This is a genomic window from Streptomyces sp. NPDC091282 (genome assembly GCF_044757385.1).
Lineage (GTDB): Bacteria > Actinomycetota > Actinomycetes > Streptomycetales > Streptomycetaceae > Streptomyces > Streptomyces gramineus.
The window spans coordinates 714240-726917 of the sequence record NZ_JBIVUX010000005.1 but is presented as its reverse complement, the minus strand read 5'-3'; the positions used below and the strand labels follow the sequence as shown (position 1 = coordinate 726917).

General features: G+C 73.0%; 12 protein-coding genes. 3 read left to right on the top strand and 9 right to left on the bottom strand.

All coding sequences use genetic code 11. The features are described from left to right. The first annotated feature begins 32 nt into the window (after positions 1 to 32). Positions 33 to 2492, top strand: coding sequence for a DEAD/DEAH box helicase (locus tag ACIQOE_RS26700; RefSeq protein ID WP_362643051.1), 2460 nt, complete (start codon positions 33 to 35; stop codon positions 2490 to 2492). Here ACIQOE_RS26700 and ACIQOE_RS26695 read toward each other — a convergent pair. The 7 genes from ACIQOE_RS26695 to ssd form a co-directional block, all read right to left on the bottom strand. Further along, complete coding sequence (locus tag ACIQOE_RS26695; RefSeq protein ID WP_401414140.1) at positions 2452 to 2925, bottom strand: Rv3654c family TadE-like protein; 474 nt, start codon at positions 2923 to 2925, stop codon at positions 2452 to 2454. The two genes, ACIQOE_RS26700 and ACIQOE_RS26695, sit on opposite strands and share 41 nt — an antisense overlap. Then, complete coding sequence (locus tag ACIQOE_RS26690) at positions 2922 to 3242, bottom strand: TadE family type IV pilus minor pilin (RefSeq protein WP_365568830.1); 321 nt, start codon at positions 3240 to 3242, stop codon at positions 2922 to 2924. Before ACIQOE_RS26690 ends, ACIQOE_RS26695 begins: the two co-directional genes overlap by 4 nt. 28 nt (positions 3243 to 3270) lie before the next feature. Next, positions 3271 to 3450, bottom strand: coding sequence for a DUF4244 domain-containing protein (locus ACIQOE_RS26685; RefSeq protein WP_351317610.1), 180 nt, complete (start codon positions 3448 to 3450; stop codon positions 3271 to 3273). A gap of 72 nt (positions 3451 to 3522) precedes the next feature. Then, complete coding sequence (locus ACIQOE_RS26680) at positions 3523 to 4296, bottom strand: type II secretion system F family protein (RefSeq protein WP_365564364.1); 774 nt, start codon at positions 4294 to 4296, stop codon at positions 3523 to 3525. Continuing rightward, on the bottom strand, positions 4293 to 5153 hold the full coding sequence (locus ACIQOE_RS26675) for a type II secretion system F family protein (RefSeq protein ID WP_401414136.1): 861 nt from the start codon (positions 5151 to 5153) through the stop codon (positions 4293 to 4295). The genes ACIQOE_RS26680 and ACIQOE_RS26675 overlap by 4 nt, the downstream gene beginning before the upstream one ends. A 19-nt stretch (positions 5154 to 5172) precedes the next feature. Continuing rightward, positions 5173 to 6354: a TadA family conjugal transfer-associated ATPase gene (locus tag ACIQOE_RS26670; protein WP_365564361.1), complete on the bottom strand. Its 1182-nt coding sequence runs from the start codon at positions 6352 to 6354 to the stop codon at positions 5173 to 5175. Further along, positions 6351 to 7448, bottom strand: coding sequence for a septum site-determining protein Ssd (ssd, locus tag ACIQOE_RS26665; RefSeq protein WP_351317598.1), 1098 nt, complete (start codon positions 7446 to 7448; stop codon positions 6351 to 6353). The genes ACIQOE_RS26670 and ssd overlap by 4 nt, the downstream gene beginning before the upstream one ends. 584 nt (positions 7449 to 8032) lie before the next feature. Here ssd and ACIQOE_RS26660 point away from each other — a divergent pair. Then, a complete protein-coding gene (locus ACIQOE_RS26660; protein WP_351317595.1) occupies positions 8033 to 8857 on the top strand; it encodes an HAD family hydrolase in 825 nt (274 codons plus the stop codon). Between the two features lie 401 nt (positions 8858 to 9258). On the opposite strand, the gene ACIQOE_RS26655 is transcribed toward ACIQOE_RS26660, so the two are convergent. Further along, positions 9259 to 10083 (bottom strand): oxidoreductase, encoded by an 825-nt coding sequence (locus ACIQOE_RS26655; RefSeq protein ID WP_365564355.1) that lies wholly within the window; start codon positions 10081 to 10083, stop codon positions 9259 to 9261. Between the two features lie 101 nt (positions 10084 to 10184). Here ACIQOE_RS26655 and ACIQOE_RS26650 point away from each other — a divergent pair, with 101 nt between their 5' ends. Beyond that, the gene (locus ACIQOE_RS26650) at positions 10185 to 11165 is read left to right on the top strand and encodes an ATP-binding protein (protein WP_401414133.1); all 981 of its coding nucleotides are present in this window, start codon (positions 10185 to 10187) and stop codon (positions 11163 to 11165) included. Between the two features lie 45 nt (positions 11166 to 11210). On the opposite strand, the gene ACIQOE_RS26645 is transcribed toward ACIQOE_RS26650, so the two are convergent. Then, a complete protein-coding gene (locus tag ACIQOE_RS26645; RefSeq protein WP_351317583.1) occupies positions 11211 to 12473 on the bottom strand; it encodes a hypothetical protein in 1263 nt (420 codons plus the stop codon). Between the last annotated feature and the right edge of the window lie 205 nt (positions 12474 to 12678).

Sequence of the window (12678 nt, the reverse complement as noted above, 5' to 3'; positions counted from 1 at the left end):
CTTGCGGCCCCCGGGACGGTACGCCAGCCGCGATGGCATTCAATCACTTACCGGCAGGCGTGCACGACGCCTTGGCCCCATTGTCCGTCACGCCGGTGACACACTCGGTCCCGATGGCCATAAATCACCGATCCGATCGACCCTCGGCTCCGGCCGCTTCCGGGTCCTCCCCGGGCACGGTCCTGGGCCGGCTGGCCTCCGGGCCGAGCCGGGCTTCGCGCATCACTCATACGGAGCACTTGCCCCCGCGGGCGGGTCGGCATGCCGTCTGGCCTGACCGGATTCGTTCGGAGGTGGTCGCCGCCGTGCAGGCCGCGGGCATCGACCATCCCTGGGAGCACCAGGCGCTGGCCGCCGAGCACGCCCTGGACGGCGAGTCCGTGGTGGTGGCCACCGGCACCGCCTCCGGCAAGTCGCTGGCCTACCTCGTACCGGTCCTCTCCACCCTCCTGGACGGCTCCGAGGCCCCCAACGGCCGCGGTGCCACCGCCCTCTACCTGGCGCCCACCAAGGCGCTCGCGGCGGATCAGTGGCGATCGGTGAAGGAACTTTCACAACCGCTGGACACGGCCGTACGGGCCGCGGTGTACGACGGTGACACCCCGTACGAGGAACGGGAGTGGGTGCGCCAGTACGCCAACTACGTGCTCACCAACCCGGACATGCTGCACCGCGGGATACTTCCCGGGCACGCCCGCTGGTCCTCCTTCCTGAAGTCGCTGAAGTACGTCGTCATCGACGAATGCCACACCTACCGGGGCGTCTTCGGCTCGCACGTCGCCCAGGTGCTGCGCAGGCTGCGCCGCCTGTGCGCCCGCTACGGCGCCTCCCCGGTCTTCCTGCTGGCCTCCGCGACCGCCGCCGAGCCCGCCGTCGCCGCCCGCCGCCTGACCGGGCTGCCGGTGGTGGAGATCGCCGACGACGCCTCGCCGCGCGGCGAACTTGTCTTCGCCCTCTGGGAGCCGCCGCTGACCGAGCTGCACGGCGAGAAGGGCGCCCCGGTCCGCCGTACCGCCACCGCCGAGACCGCCGACCTGCTGACCGACCTCGCCGTGCAGGGCGTGCGGTCGGTGGCCTTCGTGCGCTCCCGGCGTGGCGCCGAGCTGATCGCCCTCATCGCCCAGGAACGGCTGGCCGAGGTGGACCGGTCCCTGGCCCGGCGTGTCGCGGCCTACCGCGGCGGCTACCTCCCCGAGGAGCGGCGCGCCCTGGAACGCGCGCTGCACTCCGGGGAGCTCCTCGGACTTGCCGCCACGACGGCCCTGGAGCTGGGCGTGGACGTCTCCGGGCTCGACGCCGTACTGATCGCCGGGTACCCGGGTACGAGGGCCTCTGTGTGGCAGCAGGCGGGTCGGGCCGGCCGCTCCGGCCAGGGCGCCCTGGCGGTCCTGGTGGCCCGCGACGATCCGCTGGACACCTTCCTCGTCCATCATCCCGAGGCCCTGTTCGACCAACCGGTGGAATCGACGGTCCTCGACCCCGACAATCCGTACGTCCTCGCCCCGCACCTGTGCGCCGCCGCGGCCGAGATCCCGCTGACCGACGACGACCTCGACCTGTTCGGTCCCGCGTCCCGGGAGCTGCTGCCGCAACTGGAGGCCGCGAAGCTGCTGCGCCGCCGCACCAAGGCCTGGCACTGGACCCGGCGGGAGCGGGCCGCGGACCTGACCGACATCCGCGGCGAGGGCGGACGCCCGGTGCAGATCGTCGAGGAGGGCACGGGACGGCTGCTGGGCACGGTGGACGCGAGCGCCGCCCATTCCACGGTCCACGAGGGCGCGGTCCACCTGCACCAGGGCCGCACCTATCTGGTGCGCTCCCTGGACCTGGAGGACTCGGTCGCGCTCGTCGAACAGGCCGAGCCGCCGTACTCCACGGTCGCCCGCGACACCACGGCCATCTCCGTCCTGGAGACCGACACCGAGATCCCCTGGGGCGACGGTCGCCTCTGCTACGGCTCCGTCGAGGTCACCAACCAGGTGGTCTCCTTCCTCCGCCGCCGGCTCATCACCGGTGAGGTCCTCGGCGAGACGAAACTCGACCTGCCGCCCCGCACCCTCCGCACCCGCGCCGTGTGGTGGACCGTCACCGAGGACCAGCTCGACGAGGCCCGGATCACGCCGGAGATCCTCGGCGGCGCCCTGCACGCCGCCGAACACGCCTCCATCGGCCTGCTCCCGCTCTTCGCGACCTGCGACCGCTGGGACATCGGCGGCGTGTCGATCCCGCTGCACCCCGACACCCTCCTCCCGACGGTCTTCGTCTACGACGGCCACCCGGGCGGCGCGGGCTTCGCGGAACGCGCCTTCCACACCGCCCGCACATGGCTCACGGCCACCCGCGAGGCCATCGCCGCGTGCGAGTGCGAGGCCGGCTGCCCGTCCTGCATCCAGTCGCCCAAGTGCGGGAACGGGAACGATCCCTTGCACAAGCGAGGGGCGGTACGCCTGCTCACGGTGCTGCTGAAGGGGGCTCCCGACCAGGCCCGATAGACCCGACTCCGGAGGCCGGGCCGCCGTGGGGTGGGGCGGGGGCGCCGCGGGCCGGTGTGATGGCAGTGCGGGCCGGGGTGGGCGCGGCGCGGGCCGGTGCGGCGGGGCCAGCTCTGGCTCGGACCTCCGCTCCGAACGGTCCGCCGCCCGACGCCGTCGTCACGTCCGAGACGTCCCCGACGATCACGCACCGCGTCAGCCGTGCCCCCTGCGCCCGGGCCACCCGGTCCGCGCGGGCGCAGGCCGCCGCCGTGCCCTCGGCCCAGTGGGCCGCCGCGGCGAGGGCCGCCAGGTCGGCGGCCCCGGCCGCGCGGTGCCGGACCACGACCGCCTGCCCGAGCCCGAGCAGGACGCCGAACACCGCGCACAGGACACCGATCGCGCCGACGCTCCAGACGGTGGCCGACCCCCGGTCCGAGTACCGGCGTCTCATGGCCCCGCCTCCTCGGCCAGCGCCACCGCGGACTCCCGCACCTCGAACGGCAGTGCCCCGAGCACCGGCGGCCTGGCCACCACCGTCACCCTGACCAGGTCGCCCTCCCGCCCGACGGTGACCGACGCCCCGTCCGGCGCGGCCTCCTTCGCCAGGGTGACCACCGCGCCCTCGGCGTCCTGCCGCGCGGCGGCCCGCGCTCCGGTGCGGGCCGCGTCCACGCACCGGATCTGGTCGGCGATCACGAGCAGCCCCCACACCAGCGCCATCGTGAACGCCACCAGCACCGGCAGCACCACGGCCGTCTCCGCCGTCACGAACCCGCGGTCCGCCCCGCGCTCCCGCTCACATCCGCGCACTGAGGGCCCTTTTCACGATGTCCTGAAGTTCGGCGCTGACCTCTCCGCTCGTCACGACCGCGTAGAGGACCGCCGCGAAGGCGACGGCGGCGATGATCCCCATCGCGTACTCGGAGGTGACCATTCCCGCGTCCCGGCGCAGCGCCTTCCGCACTTTCCCGTACATCCCGACTCCTTGATATTCCGAAGCATTACGAATTCCGATGATCTGATTGCTTGAGAGCCTGTATCAGCGGTTTCATCCACCACCCCCTCGCAGCACCCCGCCGGCCAGCCCGATCACCACGGGCAGCACGCCGACCGCGATGAACGCGGGCAGGAAGCACAGCCCCACCGGGGCGGAGATCAGCACGGCCGCCCGCCGGGCCCGCTCGGTCGCGCCCCTGGCCCATTCCGCGCGGGCGTCCGCCGCGAGCCGGGCGACCGGGGCGGCCGCCGGGAGGCCGGACTCGGCCGCGCGCTCCAGCAGCCGGGCCAAGGCCGTGGCTCCCGGCAGCGCCGCCAACCGCTTCCAGGCGTCCGCCGGTTCGCCGCCCAACCGGACTTCCGCCGCACCGCGGGCCAGTCCCTCGCCGACCGGGCCGCCGAGCGCCTCGCCGACGGCCTGGGCGGCGACCGCCGGGGCCGCCCCGGCGGCGATGCAGGCGGCCAGCAGGTCGGAGGCGAGCGGGAGCTGACGGGCGGCCCGGGACGCCTCGGCCTCGGCCGCCCGTCCCGCGTCCGCCTCCCGGGACCGCCGGCGCCACAGCACCGCCGCGACGCCCAGCCCCACCAGCACGCCGACGACTCCGCCGACCAGCACCCAGCCGCCGCACACCGCACCGGCCGCCGGCAGCCACCGGCGGACGGCGCGGCCGCTGCCGGACCGCCGCTCCGGCAGCTCCAGGCCCAGCAGTTGGGCCGCCCTGCGCCGGGCCAGGCGTCCGCGGCCCGCGGTCCACAGCCGCCATGCGGGCCAGCCCGCGGCCGACAGCGCCAGGGCCGCCGTCCCGAGCCCGAGATCCGCGGTCATGCCGCCTCAGCTCCCCGCACGATCCGGGCCGCCCACCACATCCCGGCGCCCTCGAACACGGCTCCGGCGGCCAGGCAGCCCAGCCCGGCCCCGGTGTGCAGCAGCACGCGCAGCGGGTCGGCGCCCATGGCCGAGCCGAGCAGCAGACCGAGGGCGGGCAGGGCGGCGAGGAGCACCACGGTGGCCCGGGCGCCGGACAACTGGGCGCGCAGATCGGCGCGCTGGTCCCGTTCGGCACGCAGAGCCGTCTCCAGTCGGCCCAGTCCGGCCGCGAGCCCGGCGCCCTGGTCGACGGCCACCCGCCAGCACGCGGCGAGCCCCAGCAGGCCGTCGGCGCCCGGCCGGCGCGCTGCCGTCACGAGGGCGCCCGGGACGTCCCCGCCGAAGCGGGCCGCCGCCACCACGGCCGCCCGGGCCTCACCGAGTCCGCCGGAGTCCCGCGCGGCCCGCAGCAGCGCCTCACCGGGCTGTCGTCCGGCACGCAGCTCACCGGCGAGCGTCCCGCAGAAGGCGATCACCGCGTCCGCACGTGCCTGCCGGACCCGGGCGGCCTCTCGGGCCAGCCGCAGCCGGCGCAGGACCGGCACCCCGGCCGCCCCCGCCAGCAGCGGAATCACCGAGGCGGCGACCAGGGCCAGCGCGATGCCGGCGGCCAGGGCCCACCACTCGCCCCGCCAGCGGGCGCGCAGCCGCCTCAGCTCCCCGGCCGTCCGCTCCCAGGAGGGCGGTCCTGCCGCCATCGCCCCGCCCCCGGCGAGCAACAGCCGTGTCCGCCGTACCTCGCGCTGCCGCTCGGCCAGGAGCCATGCCAGGATCCCGCCGCACACCACAGCCGCACCGACCGTCATCTCACCCATCGCACACAGCCCTTCCGGCTCACAGATCACGTTCGTCACTTCGCAGCAGCCCCCGCAGGCGCTCCCACCCCGGTTCGCGCTCGAAGGCCTCGGTGCCCCAGCGCAGGGCCGGCACCGTCCGCACCAGACCCGAGGAGTCCCGCTCCAGGACGTGCACCTCGGCGATCCGCCGCCGGCCCGCGCGGTCCCGCACGAGGTGCAGCACCACCGACAGCGCGGCCGCCAACTGGCTGTGCAGGGCCGCCCGGTCGAGCCCGGCGGCCGTACCGAGCGCTTCCATGCGGGCGGGGACGTCCGCGGCCGCATTGGCGTGGACCGTGCCACAGCCGCCCTCGTGCCCGGTGTTGAGCGCGGCCAGCAGGTCGACGGCCTCGGGGCCGCGCACCTCTCCGACGACCAGCCGGTCGGGGCGCATCCGCAGCGCCTGTCGCACCAGGTCCTCCAGGGTGACCAGGCCGGCGCCCTCCTGGTTGGCGGGTCTGGTCTCCAGCCGCACGACGTGCGGGTGGTCGGGCCGCAGCTCCGCCGAGTCCTCGGCGAGCACGATCCGCTCCCCCGGGCCGACCAGGCCGAGCAGGGCACTGAGCAGGGTCGTCTTGCCGGTTCCGGTGCCGCCGCTCACCAGGAAGGAGAGCCGGGCCGCCAGCAGCGCGCGCAGGATCAGGTCACCGCCCGGCGGCACGGTCCCGGCCGCCACCAGTTCGCCGAGCGTGAACGCCCGCGGTCGCACCACCCGCAGCGACAGGCTGGTGCAGCCGACCGCCACCGGTGGCAGCACCGCGTGCAGGCGGGTGCCGTCGGGCAGCCGGGCGTCCGCCCAGGGCCGGGCGTCGTCCAGGCGCCGACCGGCCACCGCGGCCAGGCGCTGCGCGAGCCGCCGTACGGCCGCGGCGTCCGGGAAGGTGACCGGGGTCAGTTCCAGGCCGCCGCCGCGGTCGACCCAGACACGGTCCGGGGCCGAGACCAGGACGTCGGTGACCGTGGGGTCGGCCAGCAGGGGCTCCAGCGGGCCGCTGCCGATCAGTTCGGAGCGCAGCAGTTCGGCCGCTCCGAGGACCTCGGCGTCGCCGAGTACCCGGCCCTGTGCGCGCAGCGCCTGCGCCACGCGCGCGGGGGTCGGTTCGGCGCCGTGCTCGGCGAGCCAGCGCCGGACCCCGTCGAGCAGGGCCGGGCCGTCGGCCGCCGCCGTGCCGGGCCTCATGCGCCGCCCGCCTCGACGAGCGTGCGCTCCCAGAAGCCCTTGCAGAAGCGGGCCAGCGGTCCCCGTGCGGCGGAGCCCGGCGGTTTCCGGTTCGGGCGGGACAGGCCGGGTTCGGCGGGTACTTCGCCGGCCAGCGGCAGGCCGAGCAGCCGGGCCACCTCGCGGTCGTCCAGTCCCGGTGCGTAGGGGCCCCGTACCGCCACCCGCAGATCGCGCACGACCATGCCGACGGTGGCCGCCACCCGGCCCGCCGCCGCGATCGCGCGGATCTCGGCGGGGACCACCAGGACGGCGAGGTCGAGCTGGGTGAGGACTTCGGCGACCTCGTCGTCCAGGCGGCGCGGCAGGTCGACGACGACCGTGCCGCCGCGCCTGCGGACGGCGGCGAGCACCGCGCGGACGGCGGGCGGCGGGACGGCCACGCTGTCGCCGCGGTCCCAGCTGAGGATCCGCAGCGAGTGGAGTTCCGGCAGCGACTCCTCCAGCGCGCCGCTGCCGAGCCTGCCGCGCGAGGCGGCGAACGCGGGCCAGCGCAGTCCCTCGGTCGTCTCGGCGCCGAGGAGGACGTCGATTCCGCCGCCCAGCGGGTCCGCGTCCACGAGGAGGGTGCGCAGTCCTTCTCGCGCGGAGGTGACGGCGAGCGCGCAGGCGAGTGTGGAGGCTCCCGCCCCGCCCCGGCCGCCGATCACCCCGACGGTGAGGGCCGGGCGGCCCACGCCCTCGACGACGTCGGCGATCCGGTCCACGAGCCACTGCTCGCCGTCGGGCAGCATCAGGACGTGGTCGGCGCCGATCTGGACGGCGCGTTTCCACACGTCGGGGTCGTCCTGGTCCTGGCCGACCAGCACCACCCCGCGTCGGCGCGTGGCTCCGCGCACCCGGCACGCGGCGTCGTCGCCGACGAGGACGAGCGGGGCGGACTCCCAGCCGCCGCCGCGTTCCGGCAGTCCGTGGTGCACCTCGGGTTTGGCGCCGGCCGCCGCGCACAGGCGCAGCAGGTCGTCGAGGAGTGCTGCGTCCTCGGTGACGATCATCGGGCGTCCGGGCCTGCCCGGGGCGGCGGACGGTGATTCGTAGGTGACAGTTCCGGCCACGTGAGGTTCCCCCTCGGCTGCGTTCGTGCGCGCGGCCTCCGGGGCCGCGCGATTCCCATACGTGTGAAGAACCGGCTTGCGGTCTCCATATGCACGGCCGACAGAAACCGGCCATGGGCGCCCGACAAACGGAACCGGCCATGAACTCGCCGCCCGTCGGAGCGCGCTGGAATCACGGTGCGACGAACCCGGAAATCGTGTGGATCTTGGTGGAAAACTGTGGACAGGACGGCGGCTGTGAATATCGCCGTCACCCATACCGGTGAGGCCCGTTCTGGGCTCTGTGCGACTTCCACAGCGCAGCGCGACGACTACCCAGGGTGACGGATCATGGACGCATGAAAGGCCGGGCGGCAGCCGCCCGGCCGAGGCTTCGAAGTCGGGAGAGGAGGGGAAAAACCCGTCCGGACATGCGACGACCCCCACCGGGGGGGAGAGTGGGGGTCGTCTCCACGGCCGACTCGGGGGGGGAGGAGCCGGACCGGGTTAGCACGGTCGCGAACGATCCGTGACTTCCATGGTGTACCCGAGAGCCCTCTCAGGCAAACCCACGCGCCCCACCTTACGCCGAATGGTGGGCGCCTATGCTCGGGGACGTGGAAAACCACTCCTTGCCCCGCACAGCGGCCTTCTTTGACCTGGACAAGACGGTCATTGCGAAGTCGAGCACGCTCACCTTCAGCAAGTCGTTCTACCAAGGCGGTCTGATCAACCGCAGGGCGGCGCTGCGCAACGCGTACTCCCAGTTCGTGTTCCTGGTCGGCGGTATGGACCACGACCAGATGGAGCGCACCCGCGCCTACCTGTCCGGCCTGGTCCGTGGCTGGAATGTCCAGCAGGTCAAGGAGATCGTCGCCGAGACCCTGCACGACCTGATCGACCCGATCATCTACGACGAGGCCGCCTCCCTCATCGAGGCCCATCACCGGGCCGGCCGGGACGTCGTCATCGTCTCCACCTCGGGCGCCGAGGTGGTCGAGCCGATCGGCGAACTGCTGGGCGCCGACCGGGTGGTGGCCACCCGCATGGTCGTCGGCGACGACGGCTGCTACACGGGCGAGGTGGAGTACTACGCCTACGGCCCGACCAAGGCCGAGGCGGTCCGGGAACTGGCCGCCTCCGAGGGGTACGACCTCGACCGGAGCTATGCGTACAGCGATTCGGCGACCGACCTGCCGATGCTCCAGGCGGTCGGGCACCCGCACGCGGTGAACCCGGACCGGGCGCTGCGCCGCGAGGCGCTCGGGCGCGGCTGGCCGATCCTGGACTTCCACCGCCCGGTCCGGCTCAAGCAGCGGATCTCCGCACCCCCGCGGCCCGCCTTGGTCGCCGCGGCGGCGATAGGAGCGGCGGCGGCCACGGCGGGTCTGGTCTGGTACGCGAGCCGGCGCCGGAACACCGTCGCCTGAACGGCCGCGCCGGCCTCCCCTTTCACCCGTTCACTCCCACCGAGGCACCTTTCGCTTCCTTTAGTCCGCCTTTGAGGCCAAAAGTAAAGAACTGCAGGCAGGGGTTCCGCTTGCCCCGGGCTTGCAGTACAAAGGGTTTAGCGGCCCGCGAGACCTGAGGACATCCGAGAGGATCACCTTTTCCAACGCATTCGGCCCCACGGACCCAGCATGGACACCGAGCACCCACGCGACGTCGACCCGTCGATTACGGGCCAGCCGCACCAGGTGACGGGCAAAGTTCCCGACCTGATGGGCGACATTCCGAGGACGCCTGGTAACCCGGTGAACATGCCAGCGGCGGTACGAGTCCTCGTACCGCCGCAACCCGTTGCGGCAGGCCCTCCGGCCGTGCCGGACCGCTACGCCGCGCCGCGCTGAAGCGCCTCGCAGACCGCGGTCGACTCCCGGACCCCCAGCTCGACCGCGCGGCCGCAGTGCGCGATCCAGGCCGCCATGCCGTCCGGCGTGCCCGAGACGTACCCCTCCAGCGCGGCCACGTAGGAAGCGCGGCCCTGTTCGGCGTGGCCGACCTCGGCGGGGCAGATCGACTTGGGGTCGAGGCCGCTGCCGATCAGCACGATCCGTTCGGCCGCGCGCGCGATGAGCCCGTTGTGCGAGGTGAAGGGCCGCAGCGCGAGCAGCTCGCCGTGCACCACGGCGGCCGTCACCAGCGCCGGCGCGGCACTTTCCGCGATGATCAGCTCGGAGAGCCCGTCCAGGCGCCCGGACACCTCGTCGGCGCCCGGCAGCGGCAGCTCGATCAGCGGTTCGTCGGCACCTTCGCCCGCCCGGCGCGGCCGTCCGACCTCGTCGCCGCCGGTCGCGGCCGCCACCAGGTGCAGCCGGGCCAGCACACGCAGCGGTGACTGCCGCCAGACGGAGAGCAGTTGCCCCGCCTCCGCGGTCAGCCGCAGCGCCGCGCCCACCACCCGCGCCTCGTCGTCGGAGCCGAAGTCGGAGCGCCGCCGGACCTCCTCCAGCGCCCAGTCGGCACCGGACAACGCCGCACTGCCCCGGGCGCCGCGCAGCGCGGCCTCGGACGTGACGGCGTGGCTGCGGCGTCGCATGACCCGGTGCCCGTAGACCCGGTCCACGGCCTTGCGCACGGACTCCACGGACTCGGCCACTCCGGGCAGCGAGCCCAGGGCCGCGAGCGGATCGGCGGTCGCACGTGTCGTACTCATGAGTACGACCCTACGCATCCCCTGCCCGCCGCTCCACGAAGGAGTGGTCTTCTTCACTTCGCCTGACACGTACAGCTATCGTGCGACTACTCTTCGTGAACATGAAAATTGCTTTCGTCGGGAAGGGCGGCAGCGGCAAGACCACGCTCTCCTCCCTGTTCATCCGCCACCTCGCGGCCGCCGGCGCGCCGGTCGTCGCCGTCGACGCCGACATCAACCAGCACCTGGGCCCCGCGCTCGGCCTCGACGAGGCGGAGTCGGCGGCACTGCCCGCGATGGGCGACCGGCTCTCCGTGATCAAGGACTACCTGCGCGGCCACAACCCGCGCATCGCCTCCGCCGCCACGATGATCAAGACCACCCCGCCCGGCGAGGGCTCCCGCCTGGTCCGGGTCCGGGAACCCAATCCGGTGTACGACGCCTGCGCGCGTCCCGTGGAACTCGACGGCGGCGCCGTCCGTTTGATGGTCACCGGGTCCTTCACGGACGCCGACCTGGGAGTGGCCTGCTACCACTCCAAGACGGGAGCGGTGGAGCTGTTCCTGAACCACCTGGTCGACGGTCCCGACGAGTACGTCGTGGTCGACATGACGGCCGGTTCGGACTCCTTCGCCTCCGGCATGTTCACCCGCTTCGACATCACGTTCCTCGTCGCCGAGCCGACCCGGAAGGGAGTCTCCGTCTACCGCCAGTACAAGGACTATGCCCGGGACTTCGGCATCGTGCTGAAGGTCGTCGGCAACAAGGTGCAGGGCCAGGACGACATCGACTTCCTGCGCGCGGAGGTCGGGGACGACCTGCTGGTCACGGTCGGGCACTCGGACTGGGTGCGCGCCATGGAGAAGGGCCGCCCGCCCCGCTTCGAGCTCCTGGAGGACGCCAACTCCCGCGCCCTGCGCACCCTGAAGACCGCGGCCGACGCCACGTACGAGCTGCGGGACTGGGAGCGCTACACCCGGCAGATGGCGCACTTCCACCTGAAGAACGCCCAGTCGTGGGGCAACGAACGCACCGGGGCCGACCTGGCGGCGCAGATCGACCCCGGCTTCGTGCTCGGCGAAGGTGTGGCGGCGCCCGTCTGACGGAGGTGGGCACTCCGCCGGCGGGACGCCGCGCCCGCCCACCGGTTACTGCTTGACCGCCGGTGCCCCCGGCACCCCCTTCGGTGCCGGGGCGGGACGGCCGGAGAGGAAGGACGCCCAGCCCTGCCGTGGGGCCTCGCCCACCTCCAGGGTGCGCAGCCTCGCCAGGACCTTCGGGTCCTGGGCGTCCAGCCAGTCGGCCAGCTGATGGAAGGAGACACAGCGCACCTCGGGCTTGTTGCAGACGTTCTCGACGACGTCGTCGATGGCCCGCATGTAGGTGCCGCCGTTCCAGGACTCGAAGTGGTTGCCGATGACGAGCGGTGCGCGGTTGCCGTTGTAGGCCCGGTTGAAGCCCTGGATCAGCCCGTCACGCATCTGGTCGCCCCAGTAGTCGTACTTGTCGGGGTCGCCCTGGGTCGAGGTGCCGGACTGGTTGACCATGAAGTTGTAGTCCATGGTCAGCTGCTCGAACGTGTGGCCGGGGAAGGGGACGAGCTGCATCGACAGGTCCCACAGCCCCTCGCGCTTCTTGGGCCAGACCTGGTCGTTGACGCCGCTGGTGTCGTAGCGGAAGCCGAGCTGGCTCGCCGCCTTTACGAAGTTCTTCTGTCCCTCCAGGCACGGGGTGCGGGCTCCGATGAGCTCCTTGTCGTAGTCGAAGGGCAGCGGCGCGGCGTCCTTCTTGCCGGTGTTGGTCTTCCAGCTCTTCACGAACCGCTTGGCCTGGGCGATCTCGCTCTTCCACTCGGCCACCGACCACTCGCCGACACCTCCGTCGGGGCCGCAGAAGTGCCCGTTGAAGTGGGTGCCGATCTCGTTGCCCTCCAGCCAGGCGAGCCGTAGCTGCTTGACGGTGTCGGAGATGCCCTGCTCGTCGTTGAAGCCGATCTCGGAACGGCCGGGAGAGTGCTGCGGCGGACGGTAGAGGTCACGTTTCTCCTCGGGCAGCATGTAGACGCCGCTGAGGAAGTACGTCATCGTCGCGTTGTTCTCCTTGGAGAGCTTGCGGAAGTGCGAGAACAGCTTCTGGCTGTCCTCGCCCGCGCCGTCCCAGGAGAACACCACGAACTGCGGGGGCTTCTCGCCCGGCTTGAGCTTCTCCGGCCGGGGCAGGTGGGGCTGCGCGCCGGTGTAGGCGGTGGATCCGTCACCGATCAGACGGACCACGCTCTGGGGCGCCGGCGCTCCCTTCTCCGGACCGGGCGCCCCTTCCTTGGTGTTGGTGCCGGTCGCGCAGCCCGCCAGCGACGCGGCACAGGCCGCAGCGGCCACGGCGCCGACGGCGATCCTCTGGGTGGCGGCCAATTCCGCCCACCTTCTTCCTTCTCTCGGCGAACGCCGATCACGGCGTTTTATGGCGGTCTGCCGGTGATGTGCCGACAGCGCCGCCAAGGTCGCATAGGACCGAGAGAGGGATTAATACGACAAGCCGATGAACTGCTCACTTCACCCATGGAGGTGAAGAGGTGCCCCATTTGCGCAGAATATATATGCCTGACCTTTACTCTGC